The sequence below is a fragment of the Flavobacterium sp. genome, assembly GCF_046293665.1.
Lineage (GTDB): Bacteria > Bacteroidota > Bacteroidia > Flavobacteriales > Flavobacteriaceae > Flavobacterium.
This window is the reverse complement of sequence record NZ_JBKBOL010000010.1, coordinates 20,818-44,444: the sequence shown is the minus strand read 5'-3', so window position 1 is coordinate 44,444 and position 23,627 is coordinate 20,818. Positions and strand designations below refer to the sequence as shown.

Here is a 23,627-nt window from a genome sequence, read left to right as displayed (position 1 = left end):
TTATATTTACTTTTGCCTCGTTTTTAAATACACTTTACAATGGTAAAAGATTTATTCGAAAGAATACAAAACAATAAAGGTCCGTTAGGAAAATGGGCTTCTCAAGCTGAAGGTTATTATGTGTTTCCAAAATTGGAAGGCGAATTAGGACCGAGAATGAAATTCCACGGAAAAGATATTTTAAACTGGAGTTTAAACGATTATTTAGGCTTAGCCAATCATCCTGAAGTACGTCAAGCCGATACTGATGCTGCGGCGCAATATGGCGCGGCTTATCCAATGGGCGCCCGTATGATGAGCGGTCATACTGATGCACACGAACAATTAGAAAACGAATTGGCCGCTTTTGTTCAAAAGGAAGCAGCTTACTTATTAAATTTTGGTTACCAAGGAATCATGTCTTGTATAGATGCTTTGGTGACTAAAAACGATATCATTGTTTACGATGTTGATGCACATGCTTGTATTATTGACGGTGTACGTTTGCATATGGGTAAACGTTTTACTTACAAACACAACGACTTAGAAAGCATGGAGAAAAATCTTCAACGTGCAACTAAAATGGCGACAGAAACCGGCGGTGGAATTTTATTCATTACCGAGGGTGTTTTTGGTATGCGTGGCCAACAAGGTAAGTTGAAAGAGATTGTGGAAATGAAGAAAAAATACAATTTCCGTTTGTTGGTTGATGACGCACATGGATTTGGAACACTTGGAAAAACTGGTGCCGGTGCAGGTGAAGAACAAGGTTGTCAAGACGGAATTGATGTTTACTTCTCGACTTTTGCCAAATCAATGGCAAGTATCGGAGCATTCTTAGCCGCAGATAAAGACATTATTGATTATTTAAAATACAACTTGCGTTCGCAAATGTTTGCTAAGGCTTTACCGATGATCCAAACCGTTGGTGCTTTGAAAAGACTACAATTGTTAAGAGACAATCCGGGCTTGAAAGACAAACTTTGGGAAAACGTAAATGCGTTACAAAACGGATTAAAAGCACACGGATTCAACATTGGCGATACCAATACATGTGTGACACCGGTATATTTAGAAGGTTCCATTCCTGAAGCAATGGTTATGGTGAACGATTTAAGAGAAAACTATGGTATCTTTTTATCGATTGTGGTTTATCCGGTAATTCCAAAAGGCATTATCTTGTTGAGAATGATTCCTACGGCTTCTCATACTTTGGCAGATATCGAAGAAACACTAACAGCTTTTGATGCTATCCGTGAAAAGTTAGTCAATGGAACTTATAAAAAGATTGCTGACGCGACTACCGTTGACGTATCATAATAATTTAGGTTTCCACAAAATAAAAAACCATCCTAAAAAGGATGGTTTTTTTATGATTGTAAATTAAAATTTATTGAACTTTGATAATTTTGGATTCATCAATGTTAAATGCACTAACTACTGCATTATAATCATTCAAATTAACGGTACTGTTTTTCCCAAAAGCTGCAGGAATCACAACCACTCTTAAAATTTGATTTAATCTGTAACTTGAACTTACTCCGGCTAAATCAAAACCTTCCATATAAACTTGGGCATCAAACCTTGTAAAATCAAAATCATACCTTAAGTCTAAAGTTCCATCACCAAAGTAGTAAGTTTCAGGCAAAGGTTTCCAAATATCTTCTCCTTGAAAAGAACCTGACAAACGGTATACTAAAACCATGTCAGAATTAAAAATAGGATGTGGATATTGAAGCACCACAGAATAGTCATTTGGAAAGAAATTCACATTGGTATATTCAAATACTTCGCCTATTGTATCATTGTCAATGTCATCATTATTGCTGCAACTTTGTAGCGTTATCATCCCGATAAAAGCTAAAATAAGGGTAATCTTTTTCATGGTATATAATTTTAATTGATTGATATTTTGAGCAGTTCAATATTGATGCCAAACTTTCTTTTTAACAAAAATTTGTACTTTTGTCCAATGGGAAGAAATAATCCAAGGAATATTAAAGCGCACAACGACAAACTACACAAGGCGCAAGATAAGGAAAAAGCCAAAAAAATGGCTCGTGCTGTACTGTTAAAATCTATTGTAAAAAAGTTTAATGAAGGTAAATCAAACGAATAAAAAAAGGCTGCATAAAATGCAGCCTTTTTTAATATTCAAAATTTATTATTGTTTTGGAAATCCACAAACAACAGCATGTGCTACAACATAAATGTTTCCACTTAAGTTATTGATAGTGTATTCTCCATTCGGACTCAAATTAGTTATAGGATACTGCCCTGGAGCAACTGTAAATCCTCCATTGAAAGATGGTAATACATCATTTCCAACATATAAATGAGCTTCATCTAAAGTGTAAGGTGAATTTGTAATCGGATTAGTTCCTAATACATTGTACTTTACAACTGCTGTTGAACCGTTATAATTAACAGTAACGTTTCCAACTAAAGTACCATTCGATAAATTACATAATCCGGCACCGGCATACAAATCAAAAGTATAGTTTCCTGGCGCTAAAGGTCCGTTTGACCAACCCCAACGGTTTGAGTTTGGTATCAAGTCACTGAAATTACTGAAACAACTTCCGTAAGTACTGCTGTAGGCAAAGGCAGTTTCACAATCTACATCTTCTTCCACAATATCATCGTCACAAGTTATGTAAATTGTTGTGTAATTTGCCCAACTACCTCTGTTTGTAATTCTACTTCCATTACCCCAAGCAGTTTCAGATGAAACGCCTGGCTTGCTAACAACTGCGTGAGCTGCAACATAAAATTTACCAGGACCTGGACAAGCAAATCCTATAGATGTAAACGGAATAGTAACTGAATAAGTAGTCAATCCACCGCTCAAAGCTCCTGATTTGTATGGAAACTGACCAGGAATTGGATTTCCTCCATTGTTTGTTGGTAATTGAGATAAAGAAGAACCTACCCATAAATGTGTATCAGCAATAGTCCAACCATTAACCGTGTTGTAAGTTACCTTCAGCGCATCTACAACACCATCATTATTAGTGTCAATATCGTCAAAACACACTGTTCCAACATTTATGTTCTGACCTGCTAATAACGGAGTACAAGAATTTCCGCTTCCTAGTGAACCAACATCTACTTTTTGAGATATTTCACTACTTGTTTCTTCATTTTCGCAACTAGCGAAAGTTAGGAAAAGAAGTGTAAACATAGTTGACACAATTCCTCCTTTGATAATTTTTTTGTTCATGATTTCTTAGTATTTAGTGATTATTAAAATGTAGGTGTGCAAATGTATGCTGCAAAAAAGAAAGAAAAAAATTAACAAAAATATATCAGATAAAAAGCCACATTTTACGGATGAATAGCAAAAATCGATTTATTGACATCCAAAAAAACAAAGCTAATTCTTATAAAAAGAAAAAAAACCTTACGATATCGTAAGGTTTTTATAATCTATTTTCAATATTAAGAAGATCAAATCAACATGATTAATTTTAAATTCTTATTTACTAAAAAGAAGAAACAAACTTTACATATTTCTTCTATACTGCCCACCCACTTCAAACAACGAGGAAGTAATTTGTCCTAACGAACAATACTTTGTCGCTTCCATCAATCGTTCAAATAAGTTTTTATTAGAAATTGCTGCTTCTTGCAACATATTTAATTGTTCTTCTTCAATGCCTGTGTTGGCTTGGTGTAGCGTTTCTAAAGTTTTGATTTGGAATTGTTTTTCCTCTTCAGTTGCTCGGATAACTTCCATTGGTACCACCGTTGGCGAACCTTTTGAACTCAAAAAGGTATTTACACCAATGATTGGGAATTCTCCTGTATGCTTCAAAGTTTCATAATACAAACTTTCTTCCTGAATTTTACTTCTTTGGTACATGGTTTCCATAGCACCAAGAACTCCGCCACGTTCCGTGATTCTGTCGAATTCTTGTAATACGGCATCTTCTACTAAATCGGTCAATTCTTCAATGATAAACGAACCTTGAATTGGATTTTCATTTTTGGCCAAGCCTAATTCTTTGTTGATAATCAACTGAATCGCCATCGCTCTGCGAACAGATTCTTCGGTTGGCGTCGTAATCGCTTCGTCATAAGCATTCGTATGCAATGAATTACAATTGTCGTAAATCGCATACAAAGCTTGTAAAGTAGTACGGATATCGTTAAAATCAATTTCTTGAGCGTGAAGCGAACGACCTGAAGTTTGAATGTGGTATTTCAACATCTGAGCTCTTTCGTTAGCGCCGTATTTGTTTTTCATGGCTTTCGCCCAAATTTTACGCGCCACTCTTCCGATTACGGCATATTCAGGATCGATTCCGTTAGAAAAGAAAAACGACAAGTTTGGTCCAAAATCATTGATGTTCATGCCACGACTTAAGTAGTATTCCACGTAAGTGAAACCATTCGCCAAAGTAAACGCCAATTGTGTAATCGGGTTTGCTCCTGCTTCGGCTATGTGATAACCCGAAATCGAAACCGAATAGAAGTTACGCACATTCTTTTGGATAAAATATTCTTGAACATCACCCATCAATCTCAAGGCAAATTCGGTCGAGAAAATACAAGTGTTTTGCGCTTGGTCTTCTTTTAAAATATCAGCCTGAACCGTTCCACGAACTTGCGTAAGCGTTTTGATTTTAATATCATCGTAAATTTCTTTCGGTAAAACTTGGTCACCGGTTACGCCCAAAAGCATTAAACCTAAACCATTGTTTCCTTTTGGTAACTCACCGTTGTATTTAGGTCTTGGCAAACCTTTCTTTTTATAGATTTCATTGATTTTCTCTTCAATTTCTACTTGAAGATTATTTTCAATAATATATTTTTCACAATTTTGATCGATGGCCGCGTTCATGAAGAAGCCCAAAAGCATTGGCGCCGGACCATTAATAGTCATCGAAACTGAAGTCATCGGATGGCTCAAATCGAAACCGGAATACAATTTCTTTGCATCATCTAAACAACAAATAGAAACACCGGCATTCCCTATCTTTCCGTAAATATCCGGACGCAAATCAGGATCATTTCCATACAAAGTCACCGAATCAAACGCAGTTGACAAACGTTTCGCCGGCATTCCAAGGGAAACATAATGAAAACGACGGTTGGTTCTCTCCGGTCCGCCTTCTCCTGCAAACATGCGCGTTGGATCTTCGCCTTCACGTTTAAAAGGATACAATCCAGAAGCAAACGGGAATTCTCCAGGTACATTCTCTTGTAAATTCCATTTTAAAATATCGCCCCAAGCTTGGTATTTTGGTAACGCTACTTTTGGTATTTGTGAGTGTGATAAACTTTCGGTATGAGTATCAATTTTGATTTCCTTGTCACGCACTTTAAAGCTGTACACAGGATTTTTATACTTGTTTACCTTGTCGTTCCAAGTCAAAATAATCTCCCAATTGAACGGATCCAGATTCATTTTTACTCGGTCAAACTCTTTAACTAATAAGTTTAAGAAATCTTTGTTATCTTCATTGAAATTCAAACTGTTAACTTCAATACCTGATTTATCAATTTGCGGTTGTTTTTTAGCAACAGATTCGATAGTTTTATAAATACCGTATAACTTCTGAGCCACTTCCACTTGAGTTAAAACTGTCTCATCATATTTGCGATTGTTCTCGGCAATTTCAGACAAATAACGGGTTCTGTGTGGTGGAATAACAAATATCTTCTCGCTCATTTCACGGGTGATTTCGAAAGTCGATTTTAAATCGGCTTCGGTTTTTTCTACAATCTTATCCATTATTTTTTTGTAGAGTGTATTCATCCCCGGATCATTGAACTGTGAGGCAATGGTTCCGATAACCGGCATATCATCAGGATTGGTATCCCAAAGATTGTGGTTGCGTTGGTATTGCTTTTTCACATCACGAATCGCATCTAAAGCACCGCGTTTGTCAAACTTATTGATAGCTACCAAATCAGCAAAATCAAGCATATCGATTTTCTCTAATTGGGTTGCCGCACCAAATTCAGGCGTCATTACATATAAGGAAACATCTGAATGTTCTAAAATTTCCGTATCACTTTGACCAATTCCGGAAGTTTCCAGAATGATAATATCATATTTTGCGGCTTTCAACACCTGAATCGCTTCGTTTACATATTTTGACAAAGCCAAATTGGATTGACGTGTAGCCAACGAACGCATGTAAACTCTAGGATTGTTAATGGCATTCATACGAATTCTATCTCCTAATAAAGCACCGCCGGTTTTTCTTTTTGATGGATCGACTGAAATCAATCCGATGGTTTTTTCAGGGAAATCGATTAAAAATCGGCGAACTAATTCATCGACTAAAGATGATTTTCCCGCACCACCGGTTCCGGTAATACCTAACACAGGAATATGAGTGGTTTCGTTTTTCTTGTGAATCGCCTCTAACGTTTCTTTGGCAACATCAGGAAAATTTTCTGCAGAAGAAATAACACGTGCAATTGCCGTTGGATTTTTTTCTTCCAAATGGTTGATTTCTCCATTTAACACATCTCCAACAGGATAATCTGATTGTTTTACCAAATCGTTAATCATACCTTGTAATCCCATTGAACGGCCATCATCCGGAGAATAAATTCGGGTAATGCCATATTCATGCAATTCCGAAATTTCAGAAGGTAGAATTACGCCACCACCGCCACCGAAAATTTTGATGTGACCGGCGCCTTTTTCCTTCAACAAGTCATGCATGTATTTGAAATACTCGTTGTGTCCGCCTTGATAAGAAGTCATTGCAATGGCGTTAGCATCTTCTTGAATAGCAGTATTTACGACTTCTTCAACACTTCGGTCGTGACCTAAGTGAATTACTTCCACTCCGGTGGCTTGAATGATACGTCGCATGATGTTGATAGCGGCATCGTGACCGTCAAAAAGAGAAGCTGCAGTTACAATTCTGACTTTATTTTTTGGAATATACGGGATTTGTGGTTCCATTTTGAGAATATGATAATTTAAGTGCCGCAATTTACGCAATTAATAAAAATTATACAGTAATTAGGTGGCATAATTTTTGTCAAGTTTAGACAAATATTAACAGTTGCCTATCAATCTATTTTTAACTTTGGCATTCAAATCTTTACCATTCTTTATTATGAAAACGAAGATCCAAAAAATTCCAAAAAACAATCTACTAAACATGACTAAAACTGTCCTCGCATTATTTATCTCGTATAGCTTATTAAGCTGCGCAGAGCTACAACAAGTAGCCAATCAATTTCCTGAATTAAATCCGAATGCCCAACTTGACATTGCCGGTGGACTAAAAGAAGCGCTCAACAATGGAATTTCGAAGCAAGTTACGAAGTTGACTGCCTTAGATGGTTTTTATAAAAATGAAGCGGTGAAAATCTTAATGCCGGAAGAATTGAAAAAAGTAGATAGCGGTTTGCGAAAAATTGGATTAGGTTCATTAGCAGACGAAGGCATATTAATGTTGAATCGTGCTGCAGAAGATGCGGTGAAAGAATCTACACCAATCTTTGTTGATGCTGTAAAGCAAATGAGTTTTACCGATGCTAAAAATATTTTAATGGGCAATGAAAGTTCGGCTACCACTTATTTACAAACCACAACCACTACTCCATTGTATGCTAAATTCAATCCGGTGATTAAAAACTCCTTTGCTAAAGTTGGCGCTGATAAAGTTTGGACAAACATTATTAATAAATATAATGCGATTCCATTGGTTAAAAAAGTCAATCCTGACCTGACTGATTATACCACCAACAAAGCTTTAGAAGGCGTATTTAAAATGATAGCTGTGGAAGAAAAAAACATCAGAACCAATTTGAGTTCGAGAACTTCACCTTTGCTTCAACAAGTTTTTGCATTACAAGACAAGAAGCTATAAGGGTTTCTAAAATTTTAGAAATCAATAACATAAGTATAACATATCGTTAACACAAGAACATAAAAACGCGCCTTATCTTTGCTAAGTAATAAATTGGTTTTTTATTATATTGGTTAGGTTAGTTAAAAAAAGCCGGTGCTTGGGAAAGCATCGGCATTTTTTTTACACTATTTTTTCGTGTAGTTTTTTGAAATAAGCAAAGGCTTTAACCATTCGGCTACCGTACCACGAAAACATTTCGCCATCAACAAAAACAGTTTTGGCATGATGCGTATGGCGACCTAATTCAAAAGCATGTTCGTCAGTAAAAGGAAATGGTTCAGAAGAAAGCAACACCAAATCCGGATCACCTTGAATTCGCATTTTTTGGACAACCACTTCCGGATATCTTCCTTCATACTTTGGATTTTTATCGTAAATATTATCGAACTTATTCAGCTTTAATAATTCATTGATAAAAGTTTCTCCGGCTGCTACCATATAAGGATTCGCCCAAATAAAATAAGCCACTTTATTCACCGGTTTGTCTTTGATGAAGTTTTGAAAATCGGCGAGTGCAAAATTAATTTTATCCATCCATTTTTGCGCTTCAGTCCTTTTATTGAAAAGTATTCCAAAATCTTCTATCATTTTCTGATTGTCCTCCAGAGTAATAATATCGGTTACCCAAACCGGACAAATTTTAGATAATTCTTCTACTATTTCAATGGTATTTTCCTCTTTATTAGCAATGATAATGTCAGGTTGCAACAAACGAATTTTCTCAAAATGAACTTTTTTGGTTCCGCCAATAATTTTCTTGGTGGATTTGAAATGAAAAGGATGTACGCAAAACTTAGTGATGCCAACAATACTGTCTTCTAAACCCAAATCATATAATAATTCTGTTTGAGACGGAACCAACGAAATGATTCGCTTTGGTGTTGTTTCAAAAGTATGTGTTGTTCCGAGTTGGTCTGTAAAAGTTTTCAAGCTGAATTATAGTTTCATTATGGCTTCCATCTCTTGTTGCAATTTCAGTGCTTCCTCCCTAGCCTTTTGAGCAAAATCAGTTCCATTAGAAGCATAAATAATTCCACGTGATGAGTTGATTAGCAAACCGATTTCGTCATTCATTCCGTATTGACAAACTTCCGAAAGACTTCCGCCTTGAGCGCCAACGCCGGGAACTAAGAAAAAACTATTGGGAACAATTTTACGAATTTCGGCAAAATATTCGGCTTTGGTAGCGCCAACTACATACATCAGGTTTTGACTGTTTTTCCAAGTTTTGGAAGTTTTGATAACTGTTTTGTATAATGCTGAACCATCGACATTTTTAGTTTGAAAATCGAAAGCACCTTCGTTGGAAGTCAAAGCCAACAAGATTGTGTGTTTACCTTCAAAAGCAAGAAATGGTTCAACTGAATCTTTTCCCATGTAGGGTGCGACAGTAACGCTGTCAAAATTCAAATCTTCCAAAAAAGCTTTGGCATACATGGTTGACGTATTACCAATATCGCCGCGTTTAGCATCGGCTATAGTAAAAATTTCCGGATGGTTTTGGTTAAGGTAATTGATGGTTTTTTGCAACGATTGCCAACCTTTTAAACCATAAGCTTCATAGAACGCCGTGTTTGGTTTATAGGAAACGCACAAATCGTGTGTCGCATCAATTATAGCTTTGTTGAATTCAAATATTGGATCTTCGAATGCCAATAAATGCTGTGGAATTTTGGTTAAATCGACATCCAAACCTATGCAAAGAAAGGATTTTTTTTGGCGGATTTGTTGAACGAGCTGCTGTGTTGTCATTTTTTGTAGTTGTGTTGCAAAGTTACAAATTGAAAAATGAAATGTGAAAATTTTATAACATAAGCGGAAAATTATATAACTGGTTTTTTAAATGCCTAAAATATCTTTGTAATGTTGATGATAAGTAATGCCTTAATTATTATCACACATAATAAAAGTTGGGGTTAGAGAGAAAAAAAGCCGTATTCATTTACGGCTTTTTTGATGGAAATATTTTGTTACTTTTATGAACAAAAAACAATCCGAATCTTTATATGAAAATCTTTATCAAATTTGACTTCAATACCGTTTGTCGAAAAGTCTTAGAAGACAAACTCATTAAGCATAATATCAAACACCGAGTACTCGGTTTTGGTGAAGTAGAAATCTTAGAAAAAACAGACAATCAAAAATTTAACGAATTCACTGAAGAATTAAAGGAATATGGTATTGACATCATTGAAAATCAAAAAACTATTTTGGTACAAAAGATGAAAGATACCATTATTGAAATGATTCACAGTCCGGAATTAGTAAATGTCAAAAGCTCTGTTTATCTTGCCGAAAAATTGAGTCACAGCTATGGCTATCTCTCTAATTTGTTTTCTGATGTAACCTATACCTCTATTGAGAATTACATCATCATGCAAAAGATAGAATATGCTAAGCAACTCATCGTAAACGGTCAATTGAGCTTAACTGAAATTGCTTTTAAACTCAATTATTCAAGTGTTGCGCATTTGAGTACTCAATTTAAGAATGTCACTGGTATTACACCGTCGGTTTTCCAAAGGATTATTTCAAAAAGAAGAGAAATTACAAACAAAAAATAATTTATGGTCAAAGAATATATACACATTATCTTAGCAGATGACGATGAAGATGATAGGCTTTTTTTTACTGATGCGTTTGATGAATTAAAAATCAGTACCAAAGTCAATACTTTTAATGATGGCGTTGAACTGATGAATTACTTGAATCAGCCCGAAGCTATTTTACCTAATGTACTGTTTCTCGATTTAAACATGCCTAGAAAAAACGGTATTGAGTGTTTGGATGAAATAAAACAGAACGATCGTTTCAATGATATAGCCATCGCTATATTTTCAACTTCTTCATCAGAAGAACACATCGAAGAAACGTTTGTCAGAGGTGCTAATATTTACATCAAAAAGCCAAGTGATTTTGCTACACTGAAAAAAGTGTTGTCTGACGTAGTCACTATCAATTGGCAATACCATACTTCTGGGCTGAACAAGGATAATTTTTTATTGCGACTATAAAAACCAAAACCATGAAACTAAATGCATTTTACAAATCTCCTATTTTTCTCAAAAGCATTTTTGTGGTTTCTATTTTTGCCATATTTTTTATCTCAGCGATTACATATAAACACATCAACTTATTGAATAACTCTGCCAAATGGGTTAATCATTCTTATGATATTAATCTGGAACTTGAACGTTTGTTCTCTTATTTAAAAGACTCCGAGACCGGACAGCGAGGGTTTTTGATTACCAAAGACTCTACTTTTTTAGAACCTTATCTTAATTCAAAAGAAAAAATTGCTCATTCATTTAAAATCGTAAAGAGCTATACTAAAAATGATCCGGCTCAGGAAAATAATTTAAGAAAACTAGAACTTTACATCAACAAAAGACAAAATTACCTTTCCTCTGCTTTGCATCTTTCTTTAAAAAAACCATTAGGAGATAGTGAAATAGAACAAAAATTACTCATAGGAAAACAAACTATGGACAGTGTTCGCAGTCAAATTAACACTATGATTCTTTTAGAAAAAGAAAATCTAAAATCAAGAGAGTTAAGTTATAAAGACACTATCAAAGTCACCCCAGTTTTTATTTATATTACGTTACTGATAACCATAGTTTTAATCTCAATTTCTTATATCAGAATTAACCGAGACCTTCACAAATTACAATTGTCTAACAACCGCCTAACGGTTTTAAATGAGTCGAGTAATTTAGCGGAAATCGTTGGTAATTTTGGCAGTTGGCAACTAAACATTGACAATGATGAATATACTTTTTCTGACAATATCTATCGCCTTTTGGGTTGTGAACCACAATCTTTTAAAAACGGACAGCAAGATTTTTTAAAATACGTACATATTGAAGACAAGACCTATTTCGAAGGCATTACGTCTAGCAAATTAGAAAAAGATAATTTACCGGCTTTTACCTATAGAATCATAACTAAAGATAAGAAGCTACGCTATTTTAGAACTACAGGCAGAATTGTAACCAATAAATCTGGTCAGAATATCTTAATTGGAACAACGAGCGATGTAACTGATGAAGTTTTAGCCTCGTTATCATTAGAACAACAAAACATTGAACTGGAAGCCAGTAATAAAGAATTGGTTGCCTTTAATTATGTTGCCAGTCATGATTTACAAGAACCATTGCGTAAAATTCAAACTTTTATTTCCAGACTTTCAGATAAAGAATATGATTCGCTTTCAGATAGTGGAAAAGAATACATCACAAGAATTCACTCTTCTGTAGAACGCATGAGAATTCTAATTGATGATTTGCTTCAATATTCAAGAGCGAATAAAACCGAAAAAATATTTGAAAAAGTCAGTTTAAATGATTTGTTAGAAAATGCCAAATTTGATTTGGCTCAATCTATAGAAGAAAAAGGTGCTTTGATTCATCATGAAGTCTTGCCTAAAATGACAGTGATTCCGTTTCAAATTCAGCAGTTATTCATTAATTTAATTGGTAATTCTCTGAAATACAGTAAAGAAAATGTGACTCCGGAAATTAAAATTTCCAGCAAAAGAGTAACTGCACTTGAAGAAAACATGATTCCGAAAAACACCAAAGACAAATTCTACAAAATCACTTTTGAAGACAATGGTATCGGTTTCGAACAAGAATATGCCGAAAAAATATTCATCCTTTTCAATCGTCTGCACAACAAAAATGAATATGCCGGAACGGGAATCGGACTTGCTATTTGTAAAAAAATTGTTGAAAATCACAAAGGCTATATTTTCGCAGAGGGCAAACCAAATGAAGGATCAAAGTTTACCATATTCCTTTCAGAAGATTGTTAAACAATCAATATACAATTTTAAATCCTATGTTTCGCATAGGATTTTTTTTTGGCCTATAATGGAAATTCTATAACTATTTAGAAAATTCTTGTAACGCAAAATCATTCGAACGTTAGCAACTTTGTAATGTCACAAATCAAATAAATTTATTGTTTAACCAATAAAATTTTGCCTCATGAAAAATTATATCTTACTATTTACAGCACTATCACTTTTACAAGTAAATGCTCAAGTCAATGATGAAAAAAAATTGACTATTGATCCGCAAACCAACTGTGAACTGCGTTATTTTTATTTCCCTAACATGGAAGCTTATTATGATATGAAAAAGGAAGTATTCTATTATCAGGAAAATAATACTTGGGTTACCAATACACAACTTCCTCCAAATTATGGTGGTTATTCACTTTTCAAAAAAGAAAGAGTGATAATTACCGATTTTGAAGATGACAATCCGGAACAGTTCATAAAAATACACAGAAAAATGTATCCTTACAATCCGAAAGGAAGAATTCAAAGACCTGCGCAACCTATACTTTCTAACGATTCAACAGCATTTTTACAGTAAATTATTCAAAACAAAACATTATCATGCAAAATTTATTATACACTGTAGCCGTAGTACTTGTTATACTGTGGTTTTTTGGATTCCTAGTTTTTAATGTAGGTTCCATAATTCACATATTGTTATTAGTTGCAGTAATAGCCATTTTATTAAGAATCATAAAAGGAGAAGAAATATAGATAGAAAACGACCTACCAATTATTAAAATTCTACACCATGAAACCAAAGATTATTTCATCCGTTCACTGCAAAGGCGGTTCGGGTCACGAATACCAAATCGTGAGCAAAACAATTTTTACAAACTCAGTGAAATTTTTTTTAGCACTCTGCTTTTTAACTTCTGTTACAGCAATGGCTCAAGAAACAGAAAAGAAAAATTATGACCAAGGTTTCCGTTTAGGTTTTGGACTTAACGGTGGCCTTCCGCTCCAAGATCCTTATGATTATAACTTGGGAGCCGATATTAGACTGCAATATGACTTATCTAGAAAGTATTCCTTAACACTGACTACCGGTTTTAGTAACTTTTTTGTCAGCGGCAAGGACAATGATTTAGGATACATTCCTGTTAAAGGTGGATTTAAAGCTTTTGTCTTAAAAGATAAATTATATTTATTAGGAGAAGTTGGTGCTGCTTTTGCCGTAACCAATGATTATGACAAAACTTCATTACTGATAAGCCCCGGAATCGGATATGCTACTGATGTGATTGACATTAGTTTGCGTTACGATCATTTTAGTGATTTTCCGATACTCGAAAACAATACCGTAGATAAAGGTTTGGGACTGGTTGCTTTGAGAATTGCTTATGGGTTTAGACTCTAAATTTGATAAGCACGAAAAAGGGCTAACATACTCTGTTAGCCCTTTTTTATTTTTAGAAAACTTCGCTTTCTTTTAGTTTCTCCATGTTGTTAACCAACTGAAGTTCGTCAACAAACTTTTGAATTTTTCCGTTCATCACACCATCCATATCAAAAACGTCTAAACCAATTCGATGATCAGTTACACGACCTTGCGCATAGTTATAGGTACGGATTTTAGCCGAACGGTCACCTGAACTTACTTGAGAAGTACGTTTGGTTGCATCTTCAGCTTGCTTTTTAGCCAATTCTTGTTCGTATAAACGGGAACGCAATACTTCCAAAGCTTTGTCTTTATTTTTATGCTGTGATTTTTGATCCTGACATTGGGCAACCAAGCCTGAAGGTATGTGCGTTAAACGAACAGCCGATTTGGTTGTATTTACCGATTGACCTCCTGGTCCTGAAGAACAGAAAAAATCTACTCGAACATCATTCATATCAATTTGTACATCAAATTCTTCGGCTTCCGGTAAAACCATTACAGTTGCAGCTGAAGTGTGAACACGACCTTGGGTTTCCGTTTGTGGCACACGTTGTACACGATGCACACCGGCTTCAAATTTCAAAGTTCCGTAAACATCTTCTCCGGTTACTTCAAAAATTACCTCTTTGAAACCACCCGAAGTTCCTTCGTTCATATCTACTACAGAAGTTCTCCAACCACGAGACTCACAGTATTTTGTATACATTCTGTATAAATCTCCTGCAAAAATTGATGCTTCATCTCCACCGGTTCCGGCACGGATTTCCACCATAACGTTTTTCGCATCTTCAGGATCTTTTGGAATCAACATAAACTTGATTTCCTCTTCCAATTCAGGCAAACGATCTTTGGCTTCATCCAATTGCATTTTGGCCATTTCAACCATTTCGGCATCGGAACCATCAGCAAGAATTTCATTAGCCTCTTTGATATTCGCATCAAGCATAACGTATTCATCACGCTTTTCCATTAATGCTTTTAATCCTTTGTATTCCTGATTTAATTGTACATAACGTTTCTGATCGGCAATAACATCAGGCTGAATAATCAAGTCTGATACTTCGTCGAAACGTTGTTTTACATATTGTAATCTATCTAACATGTGTTTGTCTTTCTGTTTTGGAGTGCAAAAATACTAAAAAAAGTGTTCAGTTGACAGTGTTCAGTTGGTAGATTTTTTATAGTATTGTATAGTTTTATAAAACACCTGTAATGAAGCGTACAATCACAATAATATCTATTCTTTTATTGGCTTCCTGCCAAACTAAGTCTGATAACAATTTTGAACAATTAGAAGAAATGAATTGGCTCTTAGGGCTATGGGAAAGCAAAACTCCTGAAGGCCTTTTAACCGAAACCTGGACCAAAGTCAATGATAGTACTTTTTCGGGGCAAACCTATTTCATCAAAAATGAAAAAGACACTTTGCATTCTGAAAGCATTATTTTAACCCAATCAAAAGACCAACTCATTTACAGACCAACGGTAAAAGGACAAAACAATGACGAACCGGTTGATTTCAAACTAACTTCTGAGTTAGAAAACAGTTATTCTTTTGAAAATCCTAATCATGATTACCCTCAAAAAATTGTTTACAAAAAGGTAAATGATACTTCGTTAGTGGCAACTATTTCAGGAAGGCAACAAGGAAAATCAAGCTCAGAAAGTTATCCTATGACAAAGAAATAACACTTTTATTCCTACTAAAAACACATAGCTTCACCTATTTGGTGAAGCTTTTTTCATTTATAAATAATAGAAATTCAGTCAATTATAAATATTATTTTTATTTATTCTAAATAAGTTTTGCGATTAAACCAGACCCGTATATATTTGCATAATTATTTTTAATTAATCTAAATAAGAATGAAAAACATACTTATCCTATCTACAAGTTTACTTCTATCAATAGTGACATTTGGTCAAGAAGCCAAGAAAGACAGCATTAATAAGTTGAAAGAAGTTGAAATCAACACCAACAAATACAAGTACAAAAGAGAAAAAAGCACTACAGTTTCCAGGATGCCTTTGAACAATATTGAAAACCCTCAAGTTTACAATACTGTAACGAGTGAATTATTAAAAGAGCAAGTAGTAACCAATTTCAACGACGCTCTAAAAAATGCAACCGGAATCACCAGACTTTGGGAATCAACCGGTCGTGGTGGTGATGGAGCGGAATATTACAGCATGAGAGGTTTTGCGGTACAACCAACCATGACTAACGGCTTGCCATCACTTAATAATGGAGCCATCGACCCAATTAATGTGGACAATATTGAGGTTATTAAAGGACCATCGGGAACCTTATTTGGCAGTAGTTTAATTTCGTATGGTGGATTAATCAATGTGGTTACTAAAAAACCTCTCTCAACTTTTGGAGGAGAAATCGGTTATAATGCAGGAACTTATGGTACTGACAGGGTTACTGCCGATATAAATATTCCGCTAAATAAAGAGGTTGCCGTTAGAATTAATTCAGCCTACCAAAATGAGGGTTCGTTTCAAGACTCCGGGTTTTTAAAGTCATTTTTCTTTGCACCATCATTGAGTTATAAAGTAGATGATAAACTATCATTTTTTATCAATACCGAATTTTCAAATAGAACATCCGCTAATGCGCCAATGATTTTCCTTAATCGATATTTTCCGTTATCTTTTTCTTCGATTGATGTATTTGAAAGGAATTATAGAAAATCATACAACTCTAATGATTTGGCCATTAGTAACCCAACGTTCAACATTCAGGCGCAAATGAACTACAAGCTTTCTGACGAATGGACTTCGCAAACAGTTTTATCCAGAACCAATACAAAATCGTTTGGTTACTATTCTTATTTATGGGATTCCTCCAACGGAGATGAATTTACAAGATACATTTCAAAAGGAAACAGCAGAACATTTGGAACTGATATTCAACAAAACTTTATAGGTGACTTTAAAATTGGTAAACTAAGAAACAGAGTTGTTATTGGTGCCGACTATTTCAACAATAATGTGGTAAGCGGAAGCTCTGGTTGGGTTGGAAACGGAATTGTATCATTACAAAATCAAACCGATTCAGGCGATTTAACCCAAGCTGGTGTTGATGATTTATTAGTTGGAACCTTTACAGGAAATGCAACTGCGGAAACCGAAGTATTGAGTGCTTACTTTTCTGATGTGTTGAATATTACGAACAAGTTTTCGGTAATGGCCAGTTTGAGAATCGATAATTTTAAGAATAAAACAGAAGGACAAGATTTTGACCAAACAGCTTTATCACCAAAATTCGGCGCGGTATACCAAATCATTGAAAATAAAGTTTCAGTATTTACCAATTTCATGAATGGCTTTGTTAACATCGCACCGGTTCAGCAAGATGATTTGAGTTTTGCCACATTCAAGCCTGAACAAGCCAATCAATATGAATTTGGAGTTAAAACCAATTTATTTAAAGAGATTTTTTCAGGATCTGTAAGCTACTATAATATTCTAGTAAAAGACAAAGTAATGGCTGATCCAAGTAATCCACTTAATTCAATACAAGGCGGAGAAGTTAGAAGCCAAGGTATTGAAGTAAGTTTAACACTTACACCTTTACAAGGCTTAAATATTATTGCCGGTTATAGTTATAATGATAGTGAAGTTACCAAAGACAATCCAGCTAGTGGTTATTTAGGGCTTCGTCCGGAAGAAGCCGGCCCCCAAAACTTAGTTAATTTTTGGGCAAACTACACTCTAAAAGCCGGTAAATTGAAAGGATTCGGCATCGGTTTTGGCGGAAACTACGCCAGTGAATACAAAACACTAAATCGAGCCAACATTGGTACTTTTGAATTACCAAGTTATACTGTTGTAAATTCTGCTTTGTCTTACTCAAGTGATCAATTCGGAATTTCCTTAAAAGTAAATAATCTTTTAAATGAAAAATACTATTCAGGTTGGTCAACCGTTACGCCACAACGTTTAAGAAGTTTGACTGCCGGATTAACCTATAAATTTTAATTCAATATTAGAATTTTGTTACTTGTTTGTTTAATTAAACTCCTCATTTCGGTGAGGAGTTTTTACACTTTATAAATGAAAAAAGACGGCTTCAAAAAAACCATTCGAAACATTCACCTTTGGTTAGGATTATCTTCGGGAATTATTGTTTTTATTATTGCTATTACCGGTTGTTTTTACGCCTTTCAAGAAGAAATTCAAAACATCACTGAGGAATACCGTTTTGTAGAAAAACAGTCTGATTCTTTCCTTTTGCCTACTGAACTGGAAAAAATTGCCCGACATGAACTCCCAAATAAAGTACTTCACGCCATTAAATACAATGGTTCAAGTAAATCTGCAGAAGCTATTTTCTTTAGTCATGATGATACTGTTGCGAGTAATGATTACTACAATATCATTTATTTAAATCCATATTCCGGAGAAGTTTTGGAAGTGGCTGATATGTATTCCGGTTTTTTCAGATGGATTTTAGACGGACACTTTTACCTTTGGTTGCCACATGAAATCGGACAAACAGTTTGTGCTTCTGCAACTTTAATCTTCTTGTTCATGTTGATAACAGGATTGATTCTTTGGTTCCCAAAAAATAAAAAAGCGGCCAAACAACGCTTTTGGTTCCGATGGAAAGAAGGTTTAAAATGGAAACGAAAAAATTACGATTTACACAATATCACCGGTTTTTATGTGATGTCCATCGGTTTAATCTTTGCCATTACCGGCTTGGTTTGGGGCTTTCCATGGTTTGCTTATGGTTATTATACTTTAATTGGTGGCGAAAAATCATTAGTATATGAAGATCCAATTTCTAAAAAAGAAATTGCTATTACTTCGGTTGAAAAACCCCTGGATAAAGTTTGGATGCTAATGCAAACAGAATATCCAACAGCAAAATCTATAGAAGTGCATCCGCCGGAAACCGATTCGAGTTCTATTGCCGCCAATGCTAATTTAGCTGAAGGCACTTATTGGAAAACCGATTACCGCTATTTTGACCAATATACTTTGAAAGAAAAAGAGGTAAATCATATTTATGGAAAGTTGCAAGATGCCAATACTTCGGATAAATTAATGCGAATGAACTATGACATTCACACCGGAGCCATTTTGGGTTTACCCGGAAAGATATTTGCTTTTTTGGTTAGTTTACTGATTGCCAGTTTACCGATTACCGGCTTTTTAATATGGTACGGAAGAAGAAACAAAAAGACTCCTAATTAATTTAGGAGTTTTTTTTTGCTCTTAGATTTCAGTAAATCAAAGCGTTAATTTCGACTTACCAAAAACTATTTATATTTAATCTAAATAAACTTTTTTAATCCGTTTCTCGTATTTATATTTGCATCATTATTTTAACTTATTCTAAATAAATGAAAAAATATATCTCCATTCTTGCCCTAACACTTGCTACTGGTACTATTGGTTTTTCTCAAGAAACCAAAAAAGACACACTTGTGTTAGAAACAGTAGTTATTTCCACTGACGCTTTAGTTGGAAGTAAATTCAAAGCCAAAAACAGAGCAGGCTCAACACATTTCATTTCTCCTGCCGAATTAAAAACCTTCAATTACGATGATGTTTCGAGAATATTCAGAACCGTTCCCGGAGTTACCATTCAAGAAGAAGAAGGTTTCGGATTGCGACCTAATATCGGAATGCGAGGTACAAGTCCGAATCGTACTGAAAAAATTACCGTAATGGAAGACGGTGTTTTGATTGCTCCGGCTCCCTATTCAGCTCCTGCAGCGTATTATTTTCCAACAGTAAATCGTATGCAATCTTTCGAGATTTTAAAAGGCGGAAGTCAGATTCAATACGGACCATACACTACCGGTGGTGCTATAAACATGGTTTCTTCGCAAATTCCAAGCAATTTTTCAGGAAACTTTGTGGGCAGTGTTGGACGTTTCAATACCAAAAAATCTTATGTGAACTTAGGCGATAGTTTTAAAAACTTTGGTTATTTAGTAGAATACAACAACCGCAATTCAGACGGATTTAAAACCATCGACAATAGTGCCAAAAAAACCGGTTTTAACGGAAATGATTATGTGGCAAAATTTAGAGTAAATTCAAATCCGGATGCTAAAATATACCAATCATTAACCATGAAATTACAGTTTTCTGAAGAAATATCTAACGAAACTTACTTAGGGTTAACCCAAGCTGATTTTGATGCCAATCCATACAGAAGATACATAGGTTCCAATGAAGATTACATTGATACGGAACACAAGCAAATCATGTTGACACACTTCATTAAACCTAACGCTAACTTAACATTCACTACTAAAGCTTACCGAAATGATTTTGCCAGAAATTGGTATAAATTAGATTATGTTCGTTTGGGCACGAGTCGAGTTTCCATCAACAATATTTTAGAAGATCCAACAACCTATCAAGCGGAATATTTGGCCATAACTGGTCAAAACAACACGGTTAACAATGCTTTAGGAGTAAAAGCCAACAATAGAGAATACGAAGCCAAAGGCATACAAACCGTTGGGAATTATAAATTCAATTTAGGAAAAACAACTAACGAACTAGATTTTGGCGTTCGCTACCACGAAGATTTTGAAGATCGTTTTCAATGGGTTGACGGATTTGCCATTCAAAACGGTAATATGATTCAAACTAGTTTCGGAACGCCGGGAACGGATGCCAACCGAATTGTTTCAGCCAAAGCTACTGCTGCTCATGCTTTGTGGAATTTGGTGTACAACAAATTTACTTTTAGTCCGGGAGTTCGATATGAAAACATCAAGCTAACTTCTGAAAACTATGGTTCAAATGATGTCGATAGAGTTGGCACCAACTTAGTGGTAACAGAAAACAAAACCGATGTTTGGATTCCGGGATTCGGAGTATTGTATTCGCATAACGATTCCTATAACTTTTTTGCCAGTGTTCACAAAGGTTTTTCACCTCCGGGAACAACAGTTGGCGAAGATGCAGAAAGCAGTTTTAATACCGAAATTGGTATTCGTATAAACAAAAATCGATTTTCAGGAGAATTAGTAGGTTACTACAACGGATTTTCAAACTTACAAGGTGCTGATAATATGTCTGGCGGCGGATCCGGAACCGGTGATTTATTCAATGCCGGAAAAGCTACTGTAAAAGGAATTGAATTATTGGCATCGTACCAATTATTAAACAGTAAAAGCATTGAATTGCCTTTAACGCTCTCTTACACTTTAACAGATACGGAACTGCAATCCAATTTCAATAGTCCAATTTGGGGAACAGTTACTGATGGTGATGAGATTCCGTATATCGCCAAAAATCAATTTGCGGTAACACTCGGATTCAAATACAAAAAATGGGATGCTGCAGTAAGCGGAAAATATGTTGATGCCTTTAGAACATTGGCCGGACAAGGCGAAATTGCGCCAAATGCAAAAGTTGACAGTAACTTTATTGTTGATGCTTCAGCCAAATTTTTCTTAACCAAAAAAGTAGCATTAATGACTAATATGATCAACTTATTTGATAGTAAATATGCGGTTTCAAGAGTTCCGGCAGGATTGCGTCCCGGACATCCATTTGGAATCAATGCCGGAATAATGGCAAGGTTCTAATTTAGATTTACTTGAAGAAGTCAACGATGAAACAACAAAAAATAAGAAACCTACACCGCGACTTAGGCTATTTTTACATCGGATTAATCATATCATTTGCCTTTTCAGGTATCATGATGAACCACAGGGAAAATTGGCATCCCGAAAAATATACAGTGGAAACCAAAGCCATCGAAGTAAAAATGCCAACTGAAGACAAAATCAGTGAACCGTTTGCAGATTCTTTAGGAAAGGCTTTGGGTATTGAGGATAAAATTCGCCGTCACAGTGTAAAGAAAGGAACTTTCAAGATTTCGTTCGAAAAACACGATGTTGAAATCGATATGGCAACCGGAAAAGGCGAGATTGTCTCTTTTCACAAAACGCCTATCATCAGTCAAATGATGAAACTGCACAAAAACACTTCCAATTGGTGGATTTATTACTCAGACATCTTTGGACTATCACTAATTACTATAGCGATTACGGGAGCAATTATGATTCCTGTCGGTAAGTTTACCTTTAAACGTAGAGGTTGGAAACTGGCACTCGCCGGATTACTTTTTCCTTTATTATTTTTGTTCTTATTGGGTTAATAAGAATAAATGAAAAGCCCCGATGAGTCGGGGCTTTTTTATTTTACACCGAATAATTTTTAAACATATAAATCCAAATCATCCTCGAAAGCCTAATGTTGAAACAACTCAGCAAAACGATGACAACGCCAATAATCGGGATGATTCTCAAATCGAAAGTTTCTTCAAAAAACTGACTTGCGATTAAATAAGTAATGATGCCTTGTCCTACAGTTAATCCGTAATTAACAAACATAGCGCCGAAGAAATAACCCGGTTCTTTTTCAAACTTAAAATGGCAATGACTACAATGCTCGTTCATCTTAGGAAACCCAAAACTTAAGAAGAAACTCTTATCCGCAAATACTTTGCCTTGGTGACAATTGGGACATTCGTTGCGGAAAATATGGTATATACTACTTAGCATGATTTATTTTTAGGCAAAGGTAAACCGTTTAAGATGATCAATTGTTTAGTATCTTCGCCAATAATAGCACAATAAAGACATTTTGAAAAGAGAACCTATTTACAATATTCAAAATTTTAAAGCAGATTTGGTTAAAAAAGAGTTGTACATCAACACTTTTAAAAACCATTTAAAAGCACACCCTTTTATTGAAAAACCTCATAGACACAACTTTTATCTATTAGTTTTATTCACCAACGGAAGTGGCGCTCACGAAATTGATTTTACCAGATACGACATCAAACCCGGGAGTTTATTTGTGCTCCAACCGGGACAAATCCATAATTGGCAATTGTCCGAAGATATCGAAGGTTATATTTTCTTTTATTCGCAAGAAGTTTACAATCTCTATTTTGGCAACAAAAAAATAGAAGACTATCCTTTTTACCAATCGGTGATGAACCAACCGGAAATCGTTTTTGAAACGGAAGAATTGGCTCATATTCTACCCTATTTTGATTTAATGATAACTGAAAGCCAAGCCAACCATCAAAGAAAAGAAGACAAACTGTTAAACTTACTGGATTGCATTCATCTAGAAATCTCCCGAAAATATCTTTCGACTACGAATCATGTTACGCATTCGTATAACTACAAGATACATCAGTTAGAACAACTTTTGGAACAACATTATAAAACCGAAAAATCACCATCGTTTTATGCCGGTAAAATGAACATCACATTAAAACATTTAAACCGAATTTGCAAAGATATTTTAAACCAAACAGTAACCGAATTAATCACCAACCGTGTGATTTTAGAAGCCAAAAGACTTTTAACCGATGCTTCAAAAACGGTTAACCAAGTCGCTGACAATTTGGGATTTGAAAATTATTCTTATTTCACAAGGCTGTTTAAAAAGCAAACTGGCTTGACACCGAGTGAATTCCGAAAAAACCTAAACTAAAAAACCTCGTCTATTGCTAAACGAGGCTTCTATT

Annotated in this window: 22 protein-coding genes; 15 read left to right on the top strand and 7 right to left on the bottom strand. The window is 35.1% G+C overall.

Annotation, left to right across the window (positions count from 1 at the left end; genetic code table 11):
• Positions 1-39 precede the first annotated feature (39 nt).
• Positions 40-1,299 carry an aminotransferase class I/II-fold pyridoxal phosphate-dependent enzyme gene (locus ACK4R1_RS12875; protein ID WP_409687733.1) on the top strand — a complete coding sequence of 420 codons (1,260 nt, stop codon included), beginning with the start codon at positions 40-42 and terminating at the stop codon, positions 1,297-1,299.
• 70 nt (positions 1,300-1,369) lie between these two features.
• On the opposite strand, the gene ACK4R1_RS12870 is transcribed toward ACK4R1_RS12875, so the two are convergent.
• Entirely contained in the window at positions 1,370-1,864 is a 495-nt protein-coding gene (locus ACK4R1_RS12870; RefSeq protein ID WP_409687730.1) for a hypothetical protein, read from the bottom strand.
• 87 nt (positions 1,865-1,951) lie between these two features.
• Here ACK4R1_RS12870 and ACK4R1_RS12865 point away from each other — a divergent pair, with 87 nt between their 5' ends.
• Entirely contained in the window at positions 1,952-2,098 is a 147-nt protein-coding gene (locus ACK4R1_RS12865) for a hypothetical protein (RefSeq protein WP_409687727.1), read from the top strand.
• 45 nt (positions 2,099-2,143) lie between these two features.
• On the opposite strand, the gene ACK4R1_RS12860 is transcribed toward ACK4R1_RS12865, so the two are convergent.
• Positions 2,144-3,202 carry a hypothetical protein gene (locus ACK4R1_RS12860; protein WP_409687724.1) on the bottom strand — a complete coding sequence of 353 codons (1,059 nt, stop codon included), beginning with the start codon at positions 3,200-3,202 and terminating at the stop codon, positions 2,144-2,146.
• 282 nt (positions 3,203-3,484) lie between these two features.
• On the bottom strand, positions 3,485-6,910 hold the full coding sequence (locus tag ACK4R1_RS12855; RefSeq protein WP_409687721.1) for a methylmalonyl-CoA mutase family protein: 3,426 nt from the start codon (positions 6,908-6,910) through the stop codon (positions 3,485-3,487).
• A gap of 202 nt (positions 6,911-7,112) precedes the next feature.
• Between ACK4R1_RS12855 and ACK4R1_RS12850 the strand changes: the two genes are divergently transcribed.
• Positions 7,113-7,826: a DUF4197 domain-containing protein gene (locus ACK4R1_RS12850; RefSeq protein ID WP_409687894.1), complete on the top strand. Its 714-nt coding sequence runs from the start codon at positions 7,113-7,115 to the stop codon at positions 7,824-7,826.
• 162 nt (positions 7,827-7,988) lie between these two features.
• On the opposite strand, the gene ACK4R1_RS12845 is transcribed toward ACK4R1_RS12850, so the two are convergent.
• Both ACK4R1_RS12845 and pyrF read right to left on the bottom strand, forming a co-directional pair.
• Complete coding sequence (locus tag ACK4R1_RS12845) at positions 7,989-8,798, bottom strand: ABC transporter substrate-binding protein (RefSeq protein ID WP_409687718.1); 810 nt, start codon at positions 8,796-8,798, stop codon at positions 7,989-7,991.
• 6 nt (positions 8,799-8,804) lie between these two features.
• Positions 8,805-9,620, bottom strand: coding sequence for an orotidine-5'-phosphate decarboxylase (gene pyrF / locus ACK4R1_RS12840; RefSeq protein ID WP_409687715.1), 816 nt, complete (start codon positions 9,618-9,620; stop codon positions 8,805-8,807).
• A 254-nt stretch (positions 9,621-9,874) separates the two neighbouring features.
• Between pyrF and ACK4R1_RS12835 the strand changes: the two genes are divergently transcribed.
• The 6 genes from ACK4R1_RS12835 to ACK4R1_RS12810 all read left to right on the top strand — a co-directional run bounded on the left by ACK4R1_RS12835 (position 9,875) and on the right by ACK4R1_RS12810 (position 14,074).
• Entirely contained in the window at positions 9,875-10,432 is a 558-nt protein-coding gene (locus ACK4R1_RS12835) for a helix-turn-helix domain-containing protein (protein WP_409687712.1), read from the top strand.
• Between the two features lie 3 nt (positions 10,433-10,435).
• Complete coding sequence (locus ACK4R1_RS12830; RefSeq protein WP_409687709.1) at positions 10,436-10,882, top strand: response regulator; 447 nt, start codon at positions 10,436-10,438, stop codon at positions 10,880-10,882.
• Positions 10,883-10,893: 11 nt separating this feature from the next.
• Positions 10,894-12,684, top strand: a complete 1,791-nt coding sequence (locus tag ACK4R1_RS12825) for a CHASE3 domain-containing protein (protein WP_409687706.1) — start codon at positions 10,894-10,896, stop codon at positions 12,682-12,684.
• A gap of 175 nt (positions 12,685-12,859) precedes the next feature.
• Positions 12,860-13,252: a hypothetical protein gene (locus ACK4R1_RS12820; RefSeq protein WP_409687703.1), complete on the top strand. Its 393-nt coding sequence runs from the start codon at positions 12,860-12,862 to the stop codon at positions 13,250-13,252.
• Positions 13,253-13,275: 23 nt separating this feature from the next.
• On the top strand, positions 13,276-13,428 hold the full coding sequence (locus ACK4R1_RS12815; protein ID WP_409687700.1) for a lmo0937 family membrane protein: 153 nt from the start codon (positions 13,276-13,278) through the stop codon (positions 13,426-13,428).
• Positions 13,429-13,465: 37 nt separating this feature from the next.
• The gene (locus ACK4R1_RS12810) at positions 13,466-14,074 is read left to right on the top strand and encodes a hypothetical protein (protein ID WP_409687697.1); all 609 of its coding nucleotides are present in this window, start codon (positions 13,466-13,468) and stop codon (positions 14,072-14,074) included.
• Positions 14,075-14,126: 52 nt separating this feature from the next.
• On the opposite strand, the gene prfA is transcribed toward ACK4R1_RS12810, so the two are convergent.
• Positions 14,127-15,200 carry a peptide chain release factor 1 gene (prfA, locus tag ACK4R1_RS12805; protein ID WP_409687694.1) on the bottom strand — a complete coding sequence of 358 codons (1,074 nt, stop codon included), beginning with the start codon at positions 15,198-15,200 and terminating at the stop codon, positions 14,127-14,129.
• Positions 15,201-15,310: 110 nt separating this feature from the next.
• Between prfA and ACK4R1_RS12800 the strand changes: the two genes are divergently transcribed.
• The 5 genes from ACK4R1_RS12800 (at position 15,311) to ACK4R1_RS12780 (ending at position 22,241) form a co-directional block, all read left to right on the top strand.
• The gene (locus ACK4R1_RS12800; RefSeq protein ID WP_409687691.1) at positions 15,311-15,787 is read left to right on the top strand and encodes a DUF6265 family protein; all 477 of its coding nucleotides are present in this window, start codon (positions 15,311-15,313) and stop codon (positions 15,785-15,787) included.
• Positions 15,788-15,964: 177 nt separating this feature from the next.
• A complete protein-coding gene (locus ACK4R1_RS12795) occupies positions 15,965-18,085 on the top strand; it encodes a TonB-dependent siderophore receptor (protein ID WP_409687689.1) in 2,121 nt (706 codons plus the stop codon).
• Positions 18,086-18,160: 75 nt separating this feature from the next.
• Positions 18,161-19,306 carry a PepSY-associated TM helix domain-containing protein gene (locus ACK4R1_RS12790; RefSeq protein ID WP_409687686.1) on the top strand — a complete coding sequence of 382 codons (1,146 nt, stop codon included), beginning with the start codon at positions 18,161-18,163 and terminating at the stop codon, positions 19,304-19,306.
• A 149-nt stretch (positions 19,307-19,455) separates the two neighbouring features.
• Entirely contained in the window at positions 19,456-21,666 is a 2,211-nt protein-coding gene (locus ACK4R1_RS12785) for a TonB-dependent receptor family protein (protein ID WP_409687683.1), read from the top strand.
• Between the two features lie 26 nt (positions 21,667-21,692).
• Positions 21,693-22,241 (top strand): PepSY-associated TM helix domain-containing protein, encoded by a 549-nt coding sequence (locus ACK4R1_RS12780; protein ID WP_409687680.1) that lies wholly within the window; start codon positions 21,693-21,695, stop codon positions 22,239-22,241.
• A 43-nt stretch (positions 22,242-22,284) separates the two neighbouring features.
• Here ACK4R1_RS12780 and ACK4R1_RS12775 read toward each other — a convergent pair whose 3' ends face one another.
• The gene (locus ACK4R1_RS12775; protein WP_409687677.1) at positions 22,285-22,647 is read right to left on the bottom strand and encodes a DUF983 domain-containing protein; all 363 of its coding nucleotides are present in this window, start codon (positions 22,645-22,647) and stop codon (positions 22,285-22,287) included.
• Between the two features lie 82 nt (positions 22,648-22,729).
• On the opposite strand from ACK4R1_RS12775, the gene ACK4R1_RS12770 reads away from it, so the two are divergent.
• Positions 22,730-23,593: a helix-turn-helix domain-containing protein gene (locus tag ACK4R1_RS12770; RefSeq protein ID WP_409687674.1), complete on the top strand. Its 864-nt coding sequence runs from the start codon at positions 22,730-22,732 to the stop codon at positions 23,591-23,593.
• Positions 23,594-23,627: the final 34 nt, after the last annotated feature.

What these genes read in the sequence shown, in the direction of transcription:
- ACK4R1_RS12800 (WP_409687691.1), top strand. Translation starts at nt 15,311, where the DNA reads ATGAAGCGTACAATCACAATAATATCTATTCTTTTATTGGCTTCCTGC.
- ACK4R1_RS12790 (WP_409687686.1), top strand. Translation starts at nt 18,161, where the DNA reads ATGAAAAAAGACGGCTTCAAAAAAACCATTCGAAACATTCACCTTTGG.
- ACK4R1_RS12865 (WP_409687727.1), top strand. Translation starts at nt 1,952, where the DNA reads ATGGGAAGAAATAATCCAAGGAATATTAAAGCGCACAACGACAAACTA.
- prfA (WP_409687694.1), bottom strand. Translation starts at nt 15,200, where the DNA reads ATGTTAGATAGATTACAATATGTAAAACAACGTTTCGACGAAGTATCA.
- ACK4R1_RS12780 (WP_409687680.1), top strand. Translation starts at nt 21,693, where the DNA reads ATGAAACAACAAAAAATAAGAAACCTACACCGCGACTTAGGCTATTTT.
- ACK4R1_RS12830 (WP_409687709.1), top strand. Translation starts at nt 10,436, where the DNA reads ATGGTCAAAGAATATATACACATTATCTTAGCAGATGACGATGAAGAT.
- ACK4R1_RS12810 (WP_409687697.1), top strand. Translation starts at nt 13,466, where the DNA reads ATGAAACCAAAGATTATTTCATCCGTTCACTGCAAAGGCGGTTCGGGT.
- ACK4R1_RS12775 (WP_409687677.1), bottom strand. Translation starts at nt 22,647, where the DNA reads ATGCTAAGTAGTATATACCATATTTTCCGCAACGAATGTCCCAATTGT.
- ACK4R1_RS12820 (WP_409687703.1), top strand. Translation starts at nt 12,860, where the DNA reads ATGAAAAATTATATCTTACTATTTACAGCACTATCACTTTTACAAGTA.
- pyrF (WP_409687715.1), bottom strand. Translation starts at nt 9,620, where the DNA reads ATGACAACACAGCAGCTCGTTCAACAAATCCGCCAAAAAAAATCCTTT.
- ACK4R1_RS12815 (WP_409687700.1), top strand. Translation starts at nt 13,276, where the DNA reads ATGCAAAATTTATTATACACTGTAGCCGTAGTACTTGTTATACTGTGG.
- ACK4R1_RS12795 (WP_409687689.1), top strand. Translation starts at nt 15,965, where the DNA reads ATGAAAAACATACTTATCCTATCTACAAGTTTACTTCTATCAATAGTG.
- ACK4R1_RS12875 (WP_409687733.1), top strand. Translation starts at nt 40, where the DNA reads ATGGTAAAAGATTTATTCGAAAGAATACAAAACAATAAAGGTCCGTTA.
- ACK4R1_RS12825 (WP_409687706.1), top strand. Translation starts at nt 10,894, where the DNA reads ATGAAACTAAATGCATTTTACAAATCTCCTATTTTTCTCAAAAGCATT.
- ACK4R1_RS12785 (WP_409687683.1), top strand. Translation starts at nt 19,456, where the DNA reads ATGAAAAAATATATCTCCATTCTTGCCCTAACACTTGCTACTGGTACT.
- ACK4R1_RS12860 (WP_409687724.1), bottom strand. Translation starts at nt 3,202, where the DNA reads ATGAACAAAAAAATTATCAAAGGAGGAATTGTGTCAACTATGTTTACA.
- ACK4R1_RS12850 (WP_409687894.1), top strand. Translation starts at nt 7,113, where the DNA reads ATGACTAAAACTGTCCTCGCATTATTTATCTCGTATAGCTTATTAAGC.
- ACK4R1_RS12835 (WP_409687712.1), top strand. Translation starts at nt 9,875, where the DNA reads ATGAAAATCTTTATCAAATTTGACTTCAATACCGTTTGTCGAAAAGTC.
- ACK4R1_RS12855 (WP_409687721.1), bottom strand. Translation starts at nt 6,910, where the DNA reads ATGGAACCACAAATCCCGTATATTCCAAAAAATAAAGTCAGAATTGTA.
- ACK4R1_RS12870 (WP_409687730.1), bottom strand. Translation starts at nt 1,864, where the DNA reads ATGAAAAAGATTACCCTTATTTTAGCTTTTATCGGGATGATAACGCTA.